The 13725-nt window shown below is 58.8% G+C and carries 14 protein-coding genes and 1 tRNA gene; 10 read left to right on the top strand and 5 right to left on the bottom strand.

Annotation, left to right across the window (positions count from 1 at the left end):
- Nucleotides 1–13 precede the first annotated feature (13 nt).
- Genes murI through hemA form a run of 5 tightly spaced genes read right to left on the bottom strand, consistent with a single transcriptional unit; the run spans nt 14 to nt 4749 of the window.
- Complete coding sequence (murI, locus tag QRN10_RS03640) at nt 14–808, bottom strand: glutamate racemase (RefSeq protein ID WP_253511991.1); 795 nt, start codon at nt 806–808, stop codon at nt 14–16.
- The gene (locus QRN10_RS03635; RefSeq protein ID WP_181079595.1) at nt 801–1556 is read right to left on the bottom strand and encodes a molybdopterin-synthase adenylyltransferase MoeB; all 756 of its coding nucleotides are present in this window, start codon (nt 1554–1556) and stop codon (nt 801–803) included. The genes murI and QRN10_RS03635 overlap by 8 nt, the downstream gene beginning before the upstream one ends.
- On the bottom strand, nt 1550–2380 hold the full coding sequence (prmC, locus tag QRN10_RS03630; protein ID WP_285427858.1) for a peptide chain release factor N(5)-glutamine methyltransferase: 831 nt from the start codon (nt 2378–2380) through the stop codon (nt 1550–1552). Before prmC ends, QRN10_RS03635 begins: the two co-directional genes overlap by 7 nt.
- Entirely contained in the window at nt 2381–3463 is a 1083-nt protein-coding gene (prfA, locus tag QRN10_RS03625) for a peptide chain release factor 1 (protein WP_181079593.1), read from the bottom strand.
- A complete protein-coding gene (gene hemA, locus QRN10_RS03620; protein WP_181079592.1) occupies nt 3460–4749 on the bottom strand; it encodes a glutamyl-tRNA reductase in 1290 nt (429 codons plus the stop codon). Before hemA ends, prfA begins: the two co-directional genes overlap by 4 nt.
- A 183-nt stretch (nt 4750–4932) precedes the next feature.
- Here hemA and QRN10_RS03615 point away from each other — a divergent pair, with 183 nt between their 5' ends.
- The 10 genes from QRN10_RS03615 (at nt 4933) to QRN10_RS03570 (ending at nt 13375) form a co-directional block, all read left to right on the top strand.
- A complete protein-coding gene (locus tag QRN10_RS03615; protein ID WP_181079591.1) occupies nt 4933–6657 on the top strand; it encodes a tetratricopeptide repeat protein in 1725 nt (574 codons plus the stop codon).
- A 4-nt stretch (nt 6658–6661) separates the two neighbouring features.
- Nucleotides 6662–7279, top strand: coding sequence for a lipoprotein insertase outer membrane protein LolB (gene lolB / locus QRN10_RS03610; RefSeq protein ID WP_181079590.1), 618 nt, complete (start codon nt 6662–6664; stop codon nt 7277–7279).
- A gap of 49 nt (nt 7280–7328) precedes the next feature.
- Entirely contained in the window at nt 7329–8132 is an 804-nt protein-coding gene (gene ispE, locus QRN10_RS03605) for a 4-(cytidine 5'-diphospho)-2-C-methyl-D-erythritol kinase (protein WP_266247463.1), read from the top strand.
- A 37-nt stretch (nt 8133–8169) separates the two neighbouring features.
- Nucleotides 8170–8244, top strand: a tRNA-Gln gene (locus tag QRN10_RS03600).
- A 46-nt stretch (nt 8245–8290) separates the two neighbouring features.
- Entirely contained in the window at nt 8291–9232 is a 942-nt protein-coding gene (locus QRN10_RS03595; protein WP_003171603.1) for a ribose-phosphate pyrophosphokinase, read from the top strand.
- A gap of 138 nt (nt 9233–9370) precedes the next feature.
- On the top strand, nt 9371–9967 hold the full coding sequence (locus QRN10_RS03590; protein ID WP_034095781.1) for a 50S ribosomal protein L25/general stress protein Ctc: 597 nt from the start codon (nt 9371–9373) through the stop codon (nt 9965–9967).
- Nucleotides 9968–10134: 167 nt separating this feature from the next.
- Nucleotides 10135–10719, top strand: a complete 585-nt coding sequence (gene pth / locus QRN10_RS03585; RefSeq protein ID WP_095169011.1) for an aminoacyl-tRNA hydrolase — start codon at nt 10135–10137, stop codon at nt 10717–10719.
- Nucleotides 10720–10740: 21 nt separating this feature from the next.
- Nucleotides 10741–11841 (top strand): redox-regulated ATPase YchF, encoded by a 1101-nt coding sequence (ychF, locus tag QRN10_RS03580; RefSeq protein ID WP_253510373.1) that lies wholly within the window; start codon nt 10741–10743, stop codon nt 11839–11841.
- Between the two features lie 266 nt (nt 11842–12107).
- Nucleotides 12108–13040, top strand: coding sequence for a sigma 54-interacting transcriptional regulator (locus QRN10_RS03575; RefSeq protein ID WP_181079587.1), 933 nt, complete (start codon nt 12108–12110; stop codon nt 13038–13040).
- Nucleotides 13041–13093: 53 nt separating this feature from the next.
- Entirely contained in the window at nt 13094–13375 is a 282-nt protein-coding gene (locus QRN10_RS03570) for a hypothetical protein (protein WP_253510371.1), read from the top strand.
- Nucleotides 13376–13725 lie beyond the last annotated feature (350 nt).

Raw genomic sequence — 13725 nt, 5'->3', positions numbered from 1 at the left:
TTTCACGAAATTTTCACGTGCGGAAGCTTCGCACAATTCCGGGATGTTTCCATAGTGTCGGTAGGACATTTCTGAAGTGAGACAGATCGCCACTGGTCCAGAACTGCGCCATCGCAGGTTCGCCGCCGGCCAGCACGTCGCGTTCACCCAATAAACGCTTAAGTTGACGTGCCACTGCGGCGCCAGTATCGATCAGGATGATGCTCGGCGGGAGCATCTGCGCCAGCAGCGGTTTGAGGAAGGGATAGTGAGTGCAGCCAAGGATGATGGTGTCGCAACCGCCACTGAGCAGCGGCCCGACGTAGCCCTGGAGCAACTGGCGCAGGGCCGGGCTGTCCAGGTCGCCGGTTTCAATCAGTTCCACCAGGCCCGGACAGGGTTGGGTGATCACGCGCACATCGGCGGCAAAACGATCAAGCAACGCCGCGAACTTGGCGCTTTGCAGGGTGCCGGTGGTGGCGAGCACGCCGACCACACCGCTGCGGGTCGCGGCGGCGGCGGGTTTGACGGCGGGCTCCATGCCCACCAACGGCCAATCGGGGTAATCCAGGCGCAGGTCAGCAACGGCGGCAACGGTGGCCGTGTTGCAGGCAATCACAAACGCCTTGGCGCCCCGCTCACGGAAAAACGCCGCGACCAAACGCGAACGTTCGCGGATAAAGGCCGGAGTTTTCTCGCCATAGGGGATATGTCCGCCATCGGCCACATAAAGCAGCGACTCGTGGGGCAGCAGTTGCTGGATTTCCTCCAGCACCGACAGGCCGCCGACACCGGAATCGAACACACCGATCGGCGCGTCCTTACCCATGGCGAGTGCCGCAGACACTGCAGCCAGGGTCACGCTTGACCCGCAGCTCGCGAAAACGCGTGGTCAAGGCATCGATCAGCAATAAACGCCCGACCAACGGTTCACCGAAACCGGCCAGCAGCTTCAGGGCCTCGAGGGCTTGCAGGCTGCCGACCAGCCCCACCAGCGGGCCGACCACGCCGGCTTCACTGCAGGTCAGCTCGGCGTCGCTGCCGTGCCCGTATAAACAGTGGTAACACGGGCTGTCGGCGCGACGCGGGTCGAACACCGACAGCTGGCCTTCCAGGCGAATCGCCGCGCCGCTGATCAACGGCTTGACGGCGGCGACACAGGCGGCATTGACCGCCTCGCGGGTGGAGAAGTTGTCGCTGCAATCGAGTACCACATCCACGCCGGCCACGGCAGCGGCCAGCGAATCGGCGTCCAGCGCGGTGCGATGGGGCACCAGGCGGATGTCGGGGTTGATCGCGCTCAGGCGCGCCATGGCCGAGTCGACTTTGGTCTGCCCGACGCTGGCGGTGTCATGGATGATTTGACGTTGCAGGTTGGTCAGGTCGACCGTGTCGAAGTCCGCCAAATGCAGCTGGCCCACTCCCGCAGCCGCCAGATACAGCGCGACCGGCGCGCCCAGGCCGCCGAGGCCTACGATCAGGGCGCGGGCGCTTTTGAGGCGCAACTGGCCGTCGATGTCCACATGCTGCAACAGAATCTGTCGGCTATAGCGCAACAGCTCCTGGTCGGTCAGCACGGCCGGCGCCCCAGGCTGATACGGTCGTGGCCGCCCAGGTCGACGCGGCTGTGCACGTGCTCAAACCCTTGGCTATGCAACAGGTCGCGCACCGCAGGGGCCTGATCGTAACCGTGTTCCAACAGCAACCAGCCACCGGCATTCAAGTGGGCCGGCGCGTCTTTGATGATCAACCGCAGGTCATCCAAGCCATCATGGCCCGCCACCAGGGCGCTGGCCGGCTCGAAACGCACGTCACCGGCCACCAGATGCGGATCGTTGTCGGCGATATACGGCGGGTTGCTGATAATCAAGTCGAAGGTATGACCATGCAGGGCGCTGAACCAATGGCTGTTGAGCACCGTGACGTTAGCCAGGTGCAGACGCTGGCGATTACGCTCGGCCAGTGCCACCGCTTCCAGCACACGGTCGACCGCGGTGACCTGCCAGGCCGGGCGTTCGCTGGCCAGGGCCAGGGCAATCGCGCCGCTGCCGGTGCCCAGATCAAGCACCCGGGCGGGTGTAGCGGGCAACAATTCCAGCGCCGCCTCCACCAGCATTTCGGTCTCCGGACGCGGGATCAGCGTGTGCGGCGCCACTTCAAGGTCGAGTTTCCAGAAGCCCTGCTGGCCGAGAATATAAGCCACGGGCTCGCCCGCACGGCGGCGCTGCAGGTAGCCGGCAAATGTCAGGGCGTCTTCGCTGCTGACGATTTTTTCCGGCCAGGTGTGCAGGTAACTGCGCGATTTGCCCAGGGCCGCGGCCAGCAACAGTTCGGCGTCCAGACGCGCGGTGGGCGAATCAGGCAGGTCGGCGGCGCGCAACAGGCTGGCGATGATGGTCATTTATTCACCTATCGCCGCCAGTTGGTCGGCCTGGTATTCGGCGAGCAACGGCTCGATGACCGCGTCCACGCCGCCGGCGAGGATCTCGTCCAGGGAATACAGGGTGAGGTTGACCCGGTGGTCGGTTACTCGGCCCTGGGCGAAGTTGTAGGTGCGAATACGCTCGGAACGGTCGCCCGAACCCACCAGCAGTTTGCGCTCGCTGGCAATCGCATTGGCAGCGGCGCTGGTTTGCTGGTCGTTAAGCTTGGCCGACAGCCAGGACATCGCCCGCGCCCGATTCTTGTGCTGGGAGCGCTCTTCCTGGCACTCCACCACGATGCCCGACGGCAAGTGAGTGATACGAATCGCCGAGTCGGTCTTGTTGACGTGCTGGCCGCCGGCGCCCGACGAGCGGTAAGTGTCGATGCGCAGGTCCGCCGGGTTGATCTCGATGGCTTCCTGCTCGTCCGGCTCGGGCAACACGGCCACTGTGCATGCGGAGGTGTGAATGCGGCCCTGGGATTCCGTGGCCGGCACCCGTTGTACACGGTGCGCGCCGGACTCGAACTTCAGCTTGCCATAGACATTGTCGCCTTCGACACGCGCAATGACTTCCTTATAGCCGCCGTGCTCGCCTTCGTTCTCGGACAGGATCTCCACCCGCCAGCCGCGACGCTCGGCGTAGCGCGAGTACATGCGAAACAGGTCGCCGGAAAAAATTGCGGCTTCGTCGCCACCGGTGCCGGCGCGGATCTCCAGGAATACGTTGCGCCCGTCATTGGGGTCCCTGGGCAGCAGCATGCGCTGCAGGTCGCCTTCCAGTTCGGCAAGCTTTTCCTTGGCCTCGCGGACTTCTTCCACGGCCATTTCACGCATGTCCGGGTCGCTGTCCTTGAGCAGCGCCTGGGCGCCCTCCAGGTCGGCCTGCACTTTGAGCAGGTTTTTGTAGGTGGCGACCACGGGCTCAACTTCGGCGTATTCCTTGGAATAGGCACGGAACTTGGCTTGATCGGCGATGACTTCGCCATCGCCAAGCAATGCGGTCAGTTCTTCGAAACGGTCCTGGAGCACGTCCAGTTTATTGAGCAGTGACGCTTTCATTGCGGTTTTTTATCCGAAGAGCTGTCTGACGCGCCCTCACCGAGGGCAAAGAGTTCCTGGGCCATGGCCAGCGCATCGAGGCGGCCTTCGGCGGTCAATTTCTTGAGCTGTACGCTGGGTGCATGCAGTAATTTGTTGGTCAGGCCCCGCGCCAATTGCATCAGCACCTCTTCAGCGCTGCTGCCATTGGCCAACAGACGTTGAGCTTTGATCAGCTCTTCATCGCGCAGACGTTCGCCCTGCTGACGATACGCCTTGAGCACATCCACCGCCGCCAATTCGCGCAGGCGCACCATGAAATCTTCGGCGCCGGTGCTGACCATTTCCTCGGCGGCCTGGGCTGCGCCCTGCCGCGTCTTGAGGTTTTCGGCGACCACTTCATGCAGATCGTCGACGCTATATAAGTAAACGTCGTCCAATTCGCCGACTTCAGGCTCGATATCCCGGGGAACGGCGATATCCACCATGAAAATCGGCTTGTGCTTGCGCAGTTTCAGCGCACTTTCCACCGCGCCTTTGCCCAGGATCGGCAACTGGCTGGCGGTGGAGCTGATGACAATGTCACTGCGTACCAGTTCAGCGGGAATATCCGCCAACAGCACCGCATGGGCGCCGAACTGCTCGGCCAGAATGCTGGCACGCTCCAGGGTGCGGTTGGCCACCACGATACGCTTGACTCCCAGGTCGTGCAGGTGACGGGCGACCAGGGTAATGGTTTCCCCGGCGCCGATCAGCAGCGCCTGGCTGCGCTGCAGGTCGCTGAAAATCTGCTTGGCCAGGCTGACGGCGGCAAACGCCACCGACACCGGGTTCTCGCCGATAGCGGTGTCGGTGCGCACCTGCTTGGCGGAATTGAAGGTGGCCTGGAACAACCGGCCCAGCAGCGGCCCCACTGTGCCGGCCTCGCGCGCTACGGCGTAGGCGGATTTCATCTGGCCCAGAATCTGCGGCTCGCCCAATACCAGCGAATCGAGACCGGATGCCACGCGCATCATGTGACGAACTGCCGCATCCTCTTCGTGCACATAAGCGCTGGCGCGCAGCTCATCGAGGCTCAAATGATGGTAATCGGCCAGCCAGCGCAGAACGACATCCGCCGAGAGATGTTCCTGTTCTATATAGAGCTCGCTGCGATTGCAGGTCGAAAGGATCGCAGCTTCGCGACTGTCGGTGAGCCGGCAGAGCTGCTGCAAGGCCTCAACCAACTGCTCAGGCGTAAACGCCACGCGCTCGCGCACGTCTACAGAGGCAGTCTTGTGGTTAATACCGAGTGCGAGGAAGGCCATTCAATATCGCTGATGATGTCGGGAAGCCGGCGATTGTCCTACTTCGAAAGATTCAGAACAACCACCGTCGTCTATTGTCCCTATACCTTGTGCCTATAAAAGGCGCGCACTGAGACTCGGTTATGTTTGACCGAAGGCTTGTGTCATGATGATCCGACCGCAGGTTAGTCGTCCTCTTCCTATATGAATAGATCTTCCGCGTTGCTCCTTGCTTTTGTCTTCCTCAGCGGCTGCCAGGCCATGGCCCCCGCGCAGCCGGACGGTACGCCGCCGGCGGAAGACAGCACCCCCGCCCCAGAAAAGCCCAAGGTGTATTCATCGTTCAGTGAAGAAACGGTGTACAGCCTGCTGACTGCCGAACTGGCCGGCCAACGCAATCGCTTCGACATTGCGCTGGACAACTACGTCACCCAGGCCATCAATACGCAGGACCCGGGCATCTCCGAGCGCGCGTTTCGCATCGCCGAGTACCTGGGGGCCGATCAAGCGGCGCTGGATACTTCACTGATCTGGGCAAAGAACGCCCCGGACGACCTGGAAGCACAGCGGGCCGCAGCCATCCAACTGGCGCGGGCCGGACGCTATGACGACTCCATGGTGTATATGGAGAAAGTCCTGCAGGGCAAGGGCGACACCCATTTCGACTTCCTCGCGCTGTCGGCCGCCGACACCGATCAGGACACCCGCAATGGCCTGATGAAAAGTTTCGACCGTTTGTTGCAAAAGCACCCGAAGAACAGTCAGCTGATTTTCGGCAAGGCCCTGTTGCTGCAGCAGGATGACGAGGCCGAGGCGGCCTTGAAACTGCTGGAGCAGAACCCGCCGGACGACGGCGAGATCGCCCCGATCCTCCTGCGCGCTCGCCTGCTGCAGGCCCTCAATCGCGGCAAGGAAGCGATTCCGCTGCTGGAAAAAAGCATCAAGAAATACCCGGAAGACAAGCGCCTGCGCCTGACTTACGCCCGCACGCTGGTGGAACAGGACCGTATGGAGGACGCCAAAGTGCAGTTCGCCAATCTGGTCCAGCAATACCCGGACGACGACGAACTGCGCTATTCGCTGGCCCTCGTGTGCCTGGAAGCCAAAGCCTGGGACGAGGCCAAAGGGTATCTGGAAGAGTTGATCCAGCGCGAAAGCCATGTGGACTCGGCACACCTGAACCTTGGCCGTATTGCCGAAGAACGCAACGATCCACAGGCTGCGCTGCTCGAATATGCCCAGGTCGGCCCCGGCAACGACTACCTGCCGGCGCAACTGCGCCAGGCCGATATCCTGACGAGTAACGGCCGCACCGACGAGGCGGAAAAGCGCCTGGCCGCGGCGAGGGCTGCCGAGCCGGACTACGCCATCCAGCTGTACCTGATCCAGGCCGAGACATTATCTGCTAACAATCAAGGCGATCGCGCCTGGAAAGTGCTGCAGCAAGCCCTGCTGCAATTCCCCGACGATTTGAATCTGCTGTACACCCGCGCCATGCAGGCGGAAAAGCGCAATGACCTGGCACAGATGGAAAAAGACCTGCGCCTGATCATCAAGCGCGATCCGGACAACGCGATGGCGCTCAACGCTCTGGGCTACACCTTGTCTGATCGCACCACGCGCTACGACGAGGCCAAGGCGCTGATCGAACAGGCGCATAAGCTCAACCCGGAAGACCCGGCCGTACTCGACAGCCTCGGCTGGGTGAACTACCGCCTGGGCAATCTGAATGAGGCTGAACGGTTGCTGCGCCAGGCACTGGAGCGCTTCCCCGACCAGGAAGTCGCCGCTCACCTGGGCGAAGTGCTGTGGGCCAATGGCAAGCAACGTGAAGCCCGCCAGATCTGGGAGAAATTCCTCAAGGAACAACCTGAAAGCCCTATTCTGCGCGGCACCATCAAGCGCCTGACCGGATCCGAGACCCTTTAAGCTTATGTTTTTGCGCCACGTTGCAATATTCAGTCTTATCGCCTTACTTGCCGGCTGCTCCGGCCTTGGCACCCGCGAATCCGTTGAAGGCCAGGGCAACCCGGCGCAATGGCAGCAGCACAAGAATCAGCTGGCCAGCATCGATGGCTGGCAGATCGAGGGGAAAGTCGGCGTTCGCGCGCCGAAAGATTCCGGCAGCGGCACATTGTTCTGGCTGCAGCGCCAGGACTACTACGATATTCGCCTCTCAGGCCCACTGGGCCGTGGCGCAGCGCGCCTGACCGGCCGGCCGGGGCAAGTCAGCCTTGAAGTGGCCAACCAGGGCCGCTACGAAGCAAGCTCCCCGGAGGCTCTGTTGGAAGAGCAGATTGGCTGGAAGTTGCCGGTGTCTCATCTCGTCTGGTGGGTTCGCGGGCTGCCAGCCCCGGACAGCAAGAGTCGCCTGAGCCTCAACGGCGACAGCCGCCTGGCCACCCTGGAACAGGATGGCTGGCAGGTTGAATACTTAAGCTACGTGCAACAGAACGGCTATTGGCTGCCTGAACGCATCAAGCTGCACGGCACCGATCTGGACGTCACGCTGGTGATCAAGGACTGGCAACCGCGCAAGCTGGGGCAATGACGTGAGCGCAGAAAAACTGACCCTGCCCTCCCCGGCCAAACTCAATTTGATGCTGCACATTCTCGGACGCCGTGAAGACGGTTACCACGAGCTGCAGACGCTGTTTCAATTTCTCGATTACGGTGATGAATTGACCTTCGCCGTGCGCGAAGACGGTGTGATTCGCCTGCATACGGAATTCGACGGCGTACCCCACGACAGCAACCTGATCGTGCGCGCCGCGAAAAAGCTCCAGGAGCAATCGGGCTGCGCGCTCGGCATCGATATCTGGATCGATAAGATCCTGCCCATGGGCGGTGGAATCGGCGGTGGCAGCTCGAATGCCGCAACCACTCTGCTGGGTCTTAACCACCTGTGGCAGCTCGGCTGGGACCCTGATCGCCTGGCGGCGCTGGGCTTGACGCTGGGTGCCGACGTCCCGGTTTTCGTGCGTGGCCACGCGGCTTTTGCCGAAGGCGTGGGGGAAAAACTGACCCCTGTGGAGCCCGACGAGCCGTGGTATGTCGTGCTTGTCCCGCAAGTATCTGTAAGTACAGCAGAAATTTTTTCAGATCCGCTGTTGACACGTAACTCTCCTCCCATTAAAGTGCGCCCCGTTCCCAAGGGAAACAGTCGAAATGACTGCTTACCGGTTGTAGCAAGGCGTTATCCAGAAGTACGTAACGCATTGAATTTGTTAGGTAAATTTACCGAAGCAAAATTAACCGGAACTGGAAGTTGTGTGTTTGGGGGCTTCCCAAGCAAAGCTGAAGCTGATAAAGTCTCGGCCCTTCTTACAGAGACCCTTACAGGGTTTGTAGCAAAGGGAAGCAACGTTTCGATGTTGCATCGCAAGCTGCAAAGTCTGCTCTAAAAGGAATCGAGTACTGGGTACTCGTTGCAACAGATACAGGGGCGTCGCCAAGCGGTAAGGCAGCAGGTTTTGATCCTGCCATGCGTTGGTTCGAATCCAGCCGCCCCTGCCATTTTCCTATACTCATCCAGGTTACCCTCAGCCTCTAGGTACTGCGCGTGTCCAAGATGATGGTCTTTACGGGGAACGCTAACCCCGATCTGGCTCGACGTGTCGTACGTCAGCTGCATATCCCTCTCGGTGACATCTCTGTCGGTAAATTCTCCGACGGCGAAATTACAGCCGAGATCAATGAAAACGTCCGCGGTAAAGATGTCTTCATTATTCAGCCGACCTGCGCTCCGACCAACGATAACCTGATGGAACTCGTCGTGATGGCTGATGCCTTCCGCCGCTCCTCAGCGACTCGAATCACAGCTGTAATCCCTTACTTTGGTTATGCCCGTCAGGATCGCCGTCCGCGTTCCGCACGTGTGGCCATCAGCGCGAAAGTCGTGGCTGACATGCTGACCGTGGTAGGCATCGACCGTGTTCTCACGGTTGACCTGCACGCAGACCAAATTCAGGGGTTCTTCGATATTCCGGTAGATAACATCTACGGCTCCCCCGTCCTGGTGGATGACATCGAAGACCAGCGCTTTGAAAACCTGATGATCGTGTCCCCGGACATTGGTGGCGTCGTGCGTGCACGGGCAGTTGCCAAATCCCTGGGCGTGGACCTCGGGATCATCGACAAACGCCGTGAAAAAGCCAATCACTCTGAAGTGATGCATATCATCGGTGATGTCGAAGGGCGTACCTGTATTCTGGTTGATGACATGGTCGACACCGCCGGCACCCTGTGCCACGCGGCGAAAGCCTTGAAAGAGCACGGTGCGGCCAAAGTCTTCGCCTACTGCACGCACCCTGTGCTGTCGGGCCGAGCGATCGAGAACATCGAAAATTCCGTGCTGGACGAACTGGTGGTGACCAACACCATCCCGTTGTCCGCCGCCGCTCAAGCCTGTGCGCGTATCCGTCAATTGGATATCGCACCGGTCGTAGCCGAAGCGGTTCGCCGCATCAGCAACGAAGAATCGATCAGCGCGATGTTCCGTTAAGGGTAACCCCCTTGGCAACACAGCACTGACGAAAAGCGCCCCGCCCCAGCATTGTGTTGGGGCGGGGCTTTTTTGCCCATATCGAGCCTGGCGCTGGTCGCAAACGCCACTCGATGATGGCTATTTTGGAGATACAAAATGACTGAATTTACTCTGAACGCCCAAGCGCGTACTGACCTGGGGAAAGGTGCGAGCCGCCGCCTGCGTCACGCCGCGAACATTCCTGCCGTTGTATACGGTGGTAGCAAGCCTGCTGAATCCGTGACCATCCTGGCCAAGGAAATTGCCAAGCTGTTCGAAAACGAAGCTGCCTACAGCCACGTTATCGAGCTGAACGTCGACGGCACCAAGCAGAACGTCATCGTTAAAGCGATGCAGCGTCACCCTTCCAAGCAGTTCATCATGCACGCTGACTTCGTTCGCGTTGTTGCCGGCCAGAAACTGACCGCTATCGTGCCTGTGCACTTTGTTGGTGAAGAAGCTCCGGTCAAGAAAGGCGGCGAGATCTCGCACGTCCTGAACGAAATCGAAGTGACCTGCCTGCCGAAAGACCTGCCTGAGTTCATCGAAGTCGACCTGTCGGCTCTGGAAATCGGCGCCATCGTTCACCTGTCCGACATCAAGGCGCCAAAAGGCGTTGAGTTCGTTGCACTGGCTCACGGTGATGACAAAGCAGTTGCCAACGTACACGCTCCACGCGTTGCTCCAGAAGCTGAAGAAGGCGCTGCAGAGTAATTCACTCTGTCTTGCCGGAGCTTGAGGAAACATCGCGGACCGAAACGTAGCGAGAAAGCGGGCGATAACGCGACGTTTACTCTTGAGTAAATGATCTTTGTCGTCCACTTTCGCCGCACACAGGTCGCGGCGACGTTATCCACAACTCCAAAGGAAGGGCCCCTGTCGTGACTGCCATCAAACTGATCGTTGGCCTGGGAAATCCAGGCGCCGAATACGAACAGACCCGGCATAACGCGGGGGCCCTTTTTGTTGAGCGCATCGCCCACGCCCAAGGTGTCAACCTGGTGGCCGATCGCAAATATTTCGGCCTGACCGGGCGCTACTCGCATCAGGGTCAGGATGTTCGTCTGCTGATTCCCACCACCTATATGAACCGCAGCGGCCAGGCTGTCGCGGCGCTTGCGGGCTTCTTCCGGATCAAACCCGAGGAAATCCTGGTGGCCCATGACGAACTGGACCTGCCACCCGGCGTCGCCAAGCTCAAGCAAGGCGGTGGCCATGGCGGCCACAACGGTCTGCGCGACATCATCGCGCAGTTGGGCAATCAGAATACCTTTTACCGCCTGCGGCTCGGCATCGGCCACCCAGGCGTTGCCAGTATGGTTTCAAATTTCGTCCTGGGTCGTGCGCCACGCGCCGAACAGGAAAAACTCGATGCCAGCATCGATTTTGCCCTCGGCGTGCTGCCGGATATCCTCGCCGGTGAATGGAACCGTGCGATGAAAAACCTGCACAGCCAGAAGGCCTGACTCTTACCGAGGGGAAACACCATGGGATTCAATTGCGGCATCGTCGGCCTGCCCAACGTCGGCAAATCCACCCTGTTCAACGCCCTGACCAAGTCCGGTATTGCGGCGGAGAACTTCCCCTTCTGCACCATCGAACCCAACAGCGGTATCGTGCCGATGCCTGACCCGCGCCTGGACGCATTGGCGGCGATCGTCAATCCCAAGCGCATCCTGCCGACCACCATGGAATTCGTCGATATCGCGGGCCTGGTAGCCGGCGCGTCGAAAGGCGAAGGCCTGGGTAACAAGTTCCTGGCCAACATCCGTGAGACCGACGCCATCGCCCACGTGGTCCGCTGCTTTGAAGACGAGAACGTGATTCACGTCTCCAACAGCGTCGACCCGAAGCGCGATATCGAGATCATCGACCTGGAACTGATCTTCGCCGACCTCGACAGCTGCGAAAAACAACTGCAGAAAGTCGCGCGTAATGCCAAGGGCGGCGACAAGGATGCCGTGGTCCAGAAAGGCCTGCTGGAGCAGTTGATCGCGCACTTCACCCTGGGCAAGCCGGCACGTAGCCTGATGAAAACCATGGGCGCCGACGAGAAGGCCGTGATCAAAGGCTTCCACCTGCTGACCACCAAGCCTGTGATGTACATTGCCAACGTCGCCGAAGATGGCTTCGAGAACAACCCACTGCTTGATGTGGTCAAGGCCATTGCCGACGAAGAAGGCGCCATCGTTGTTCCGGTGTGCAACAAGATCGAAGCAGAAATAGCCGAGCTCGACGACGGCGAAGAAAAAGACATGTTCCTTGAGGCCCTCGGCCTGGAAGAGCCTGGCCTGAATCGCGTGATCCGCGCCGGTTACGAAATGCTCAACCTGCAGACTTACTTCACCGCCGGTGTCGAAGAAGTCCGCGCATGGACCGTCAAGGTCGGCGCCACCGCTCCACAGGCGGCAGGTGTGATCCACACCGACTTCGAGAAGGGGTTTATCCGTGCCGAAGTCATCGCCTATAACGACTTCATTCAGTACAAAGGTGAAGCCGGTGCCAAGGAAGCCGGTAAATGGCGACTGGAAGGTAAGGAATATATTGTTAAAGATGGCGATGTGATGCACTTCCGCTTTAACGTATAAACATCACTCAGCACTTCCGTCACAAATAAAAAAGCCGATGCCCTGCATCGGCTTTTTTGTGCCCATCTCTTCAAGGCCGAGCGCACAATCCCTCTCCCGACTTATCCTACTTGCCCAACCTTCTTTAATTAAAAGTTAAAACATATAACTCCAGACTCACACCATGAACTTTTTCCTACGTCATTCCAGAACATGACTACTTTAAGTTTTGGCGATCCGCTTGATACTCTGCGCTCGATTGCATTGCGATAATGGAGCACTTCTTAATGCCGGCCTCCAAGCACAGGGACAATGAAATAGACATTTCACTCATCGAAGGTCCGGACATTGAGAACATACTAAACAGCACCGCTACGCTCAACATTGACCTGCTTTTACTGGGAGAAACAGGCACCGGAAAAGATACCCTTGCACAGCGGATTCATCGCCTATCGGCGCGGCGAGGCAGCTTCATTGCCGTGAACTGTGCGGCTATTCCAGAAACGCTTGCGGAGAGCCAGCTATTCGGCGTAAACACCGGTGCCTACACTGGCGCCGTGCAGTCGAGGGCGGGCTTTATCGAAGCCGCACATCTGGGGACGCTGTATCTGGATGAAATCGACAGTATGCCGCTCCCATTGCAAGCCAAACTATTACGCGTACTGGAATCGCGCAGTGTCGAACGCCTGGGCTCAACTCGATCCATTTCTGTCGACATGCGCGTCATCGCCTCCGCCCAACAATCACTGCACGAGATGGTCGAGCAAGGCACCTTTCGCAGGGACCTCTACTATCGCTTGAACGTCGTCAGTATCTACCTTCCGCCCCTGCGGGACCGGCGAGAGCGGATCATCCCATTGTTTCTGGATATGATTGCGCAAGAGGCCCAACTCTTTAAGCGTTCCAAACCCAGCCCTCTTGGCAAGCTATTGCTGGAGCAACTGTTGCAACACCCCTGGAAAGGCAATATCCGCGAATTACGCTCTACAGCGAAACGCTTCGTGCTGGGGCTCCCCACATTCTCAGCGCCAGTGGTACCCCGCCATGAAGCCGACCAGAGCCTGAAGTCACGATTGCACCAGATGGAAAGATCGTTGATCGAGGAATCACTGCGTCAACATGAATACTGTATCGACGCCGTGGCGATTGAATTGGGTGTCGCGAAAAGGACGCTCTATCATCGGATCAAGCAGCTGGGAATCTCACTCAATGGAGAATGACCTCTGTAACCGGTGAAACTCTACACTTTTTGAAACATACATGACGTGAAGCAATGGAACGCTCAAATTTTATGAACCACATAACTTATGGAACAGCCTTGCTGAATCCGACAAAAGAATACTCACTTCTTGGAGAAAACAGTATGAATATTCCAGGTTACACCCCGCCGTACGTTGGCAGTTATGGAGGTCTTTCTGAAAGTGAGGCAGATAACGCTTTCGAGCAGATACAAGATAAAAAGCGTGCGGACGGTGTCCGAAACGCCCTGGAAAAAGCAGTCGCTGAAAACACCAACGGTAAAAAAGCGACGGCTGACACGATTCGCTTGTCGTAAAGATTGAGCGCATCGGGGCTTTCCCGGCATATCGTGCCGGGAAGGTCATGTCAACCAAATAACGGTCATTACTGACAACAATAGGTTCGTTCACATTTTATGATGGCAGGTGTTCCATGCTTATAGGAAACATACGAGAGAAGGAGATCAATACACATACCAAGGACCAGGAGTCCGCCCCGCCGAGTTCAGATGTAGATTTTTTTAACGCCCTGTTGCCACCTCAGGCATTCGCGAGTACGGCCATAAGTACCGCGCCCTCGATGAGGCTACTGTCCGAGGCATCAAACACGTTGGACTCGATGACTAAAAACATGACTAAAAGCCTGCGTGCATTGACCAGCAAGGAC

This window comes from Pseudomonas sp. lyk4-R2A-8, assembly GCF_030209095.1.
In the GTDB taxonomy this organism is placed as follows: domain Bacteria; phylum Pseudomonadota; class Gammaproteobacteria; order Pseudomonadales; family Pseudomonadaceae; genus Aquipseudomonas; species Aquipseudomonas quebecensis.
Note: the sequence above shows the minus strand (reverse complement) of the source record. Positions and strands in the feature narration are given on the sequence as shown.

What these genes read in the sequence shown, in the direction of transcription:
- hemA (WP_181079592.1), bottom strand. Translation starts at nt 4,749, where the DNA reads ATGGCCTTCCTCGCACTCGGTATTAACCACAAGACTGCCTCTGTAGAC.
- QRN10_RS03615 (WP_181079591.1), top strand. Translation starts at nt 4,933, where the DNA reads ATGAATAGATCTTCCGCGTTGCTCCTTGCTTTTGTCTTCCTCAGCGGC.
- lolB (WP_181079590.1), top strand. Translation starts at nt 6,662, where the DNA reads ATGTTTTTGCGCCACGTTGCAATATTCAGTCTTATCGCCTTACTTGCC.
- prfA (WP_181079593.1), bottom strand. Translation starts at nt 3,463, where the DNA reads ATGAAAGCGTCACTGCTCAATAAACTGGACGTGCTCCAGGACCGTTTC.
- prmC (WP_285427858.1), bottom strand. Translation starts at nt 2,380, where the DNA reads ATGACCATCATCGCCAGCCTGTTGCGCGCCGCCGACCTGCCTGATTCG.
- QRN10_RS03575 (WP_181079587.1), top strand. Translation starts at nt 12,108, where the DNA reads ATGCCGGCCTCCAAGCACAGGGACAATGAAATAGACATTTCACTCATC.
- ispE (WP_266247463.1), top strand. Translation starts at nt 7,329, where the DNA reads ATGCTGCACATTCTCGGACGCCGTGAAGACGGTTACCACGAGCTGCAG.
- QRN10_RS03570 (WP_253510371.1), top strand. Translation starts at nt 13,094, where the DNA reads ATGGAACGCTCAAATTTTATGAACCACATAACTTATGGAACAGCCTTG.
- QRN10_RS03590 (WP_034095781.1), top strand. Translation starts at nt 9,371, where the DNA reads ATGACTGAATTTACTCTGAACGCCCAAGCGCGTACTGACCTGGGGAAA.
- murI (WP_253511991.1), bottom strand. Translation starts at nt 808, where the DNA reads ATGGGTAAGGACGCGCCGATCGGTGTGTTCGATTCCGGTGTCGGCGGC.
- ychF (WP_253510373.1), top strand. Translation starts at nt 10,741, where the DNA reads ATGGGATTCAATTGCGGCATCGTCGGCCTGCCCAACGTCGGCAAATCC.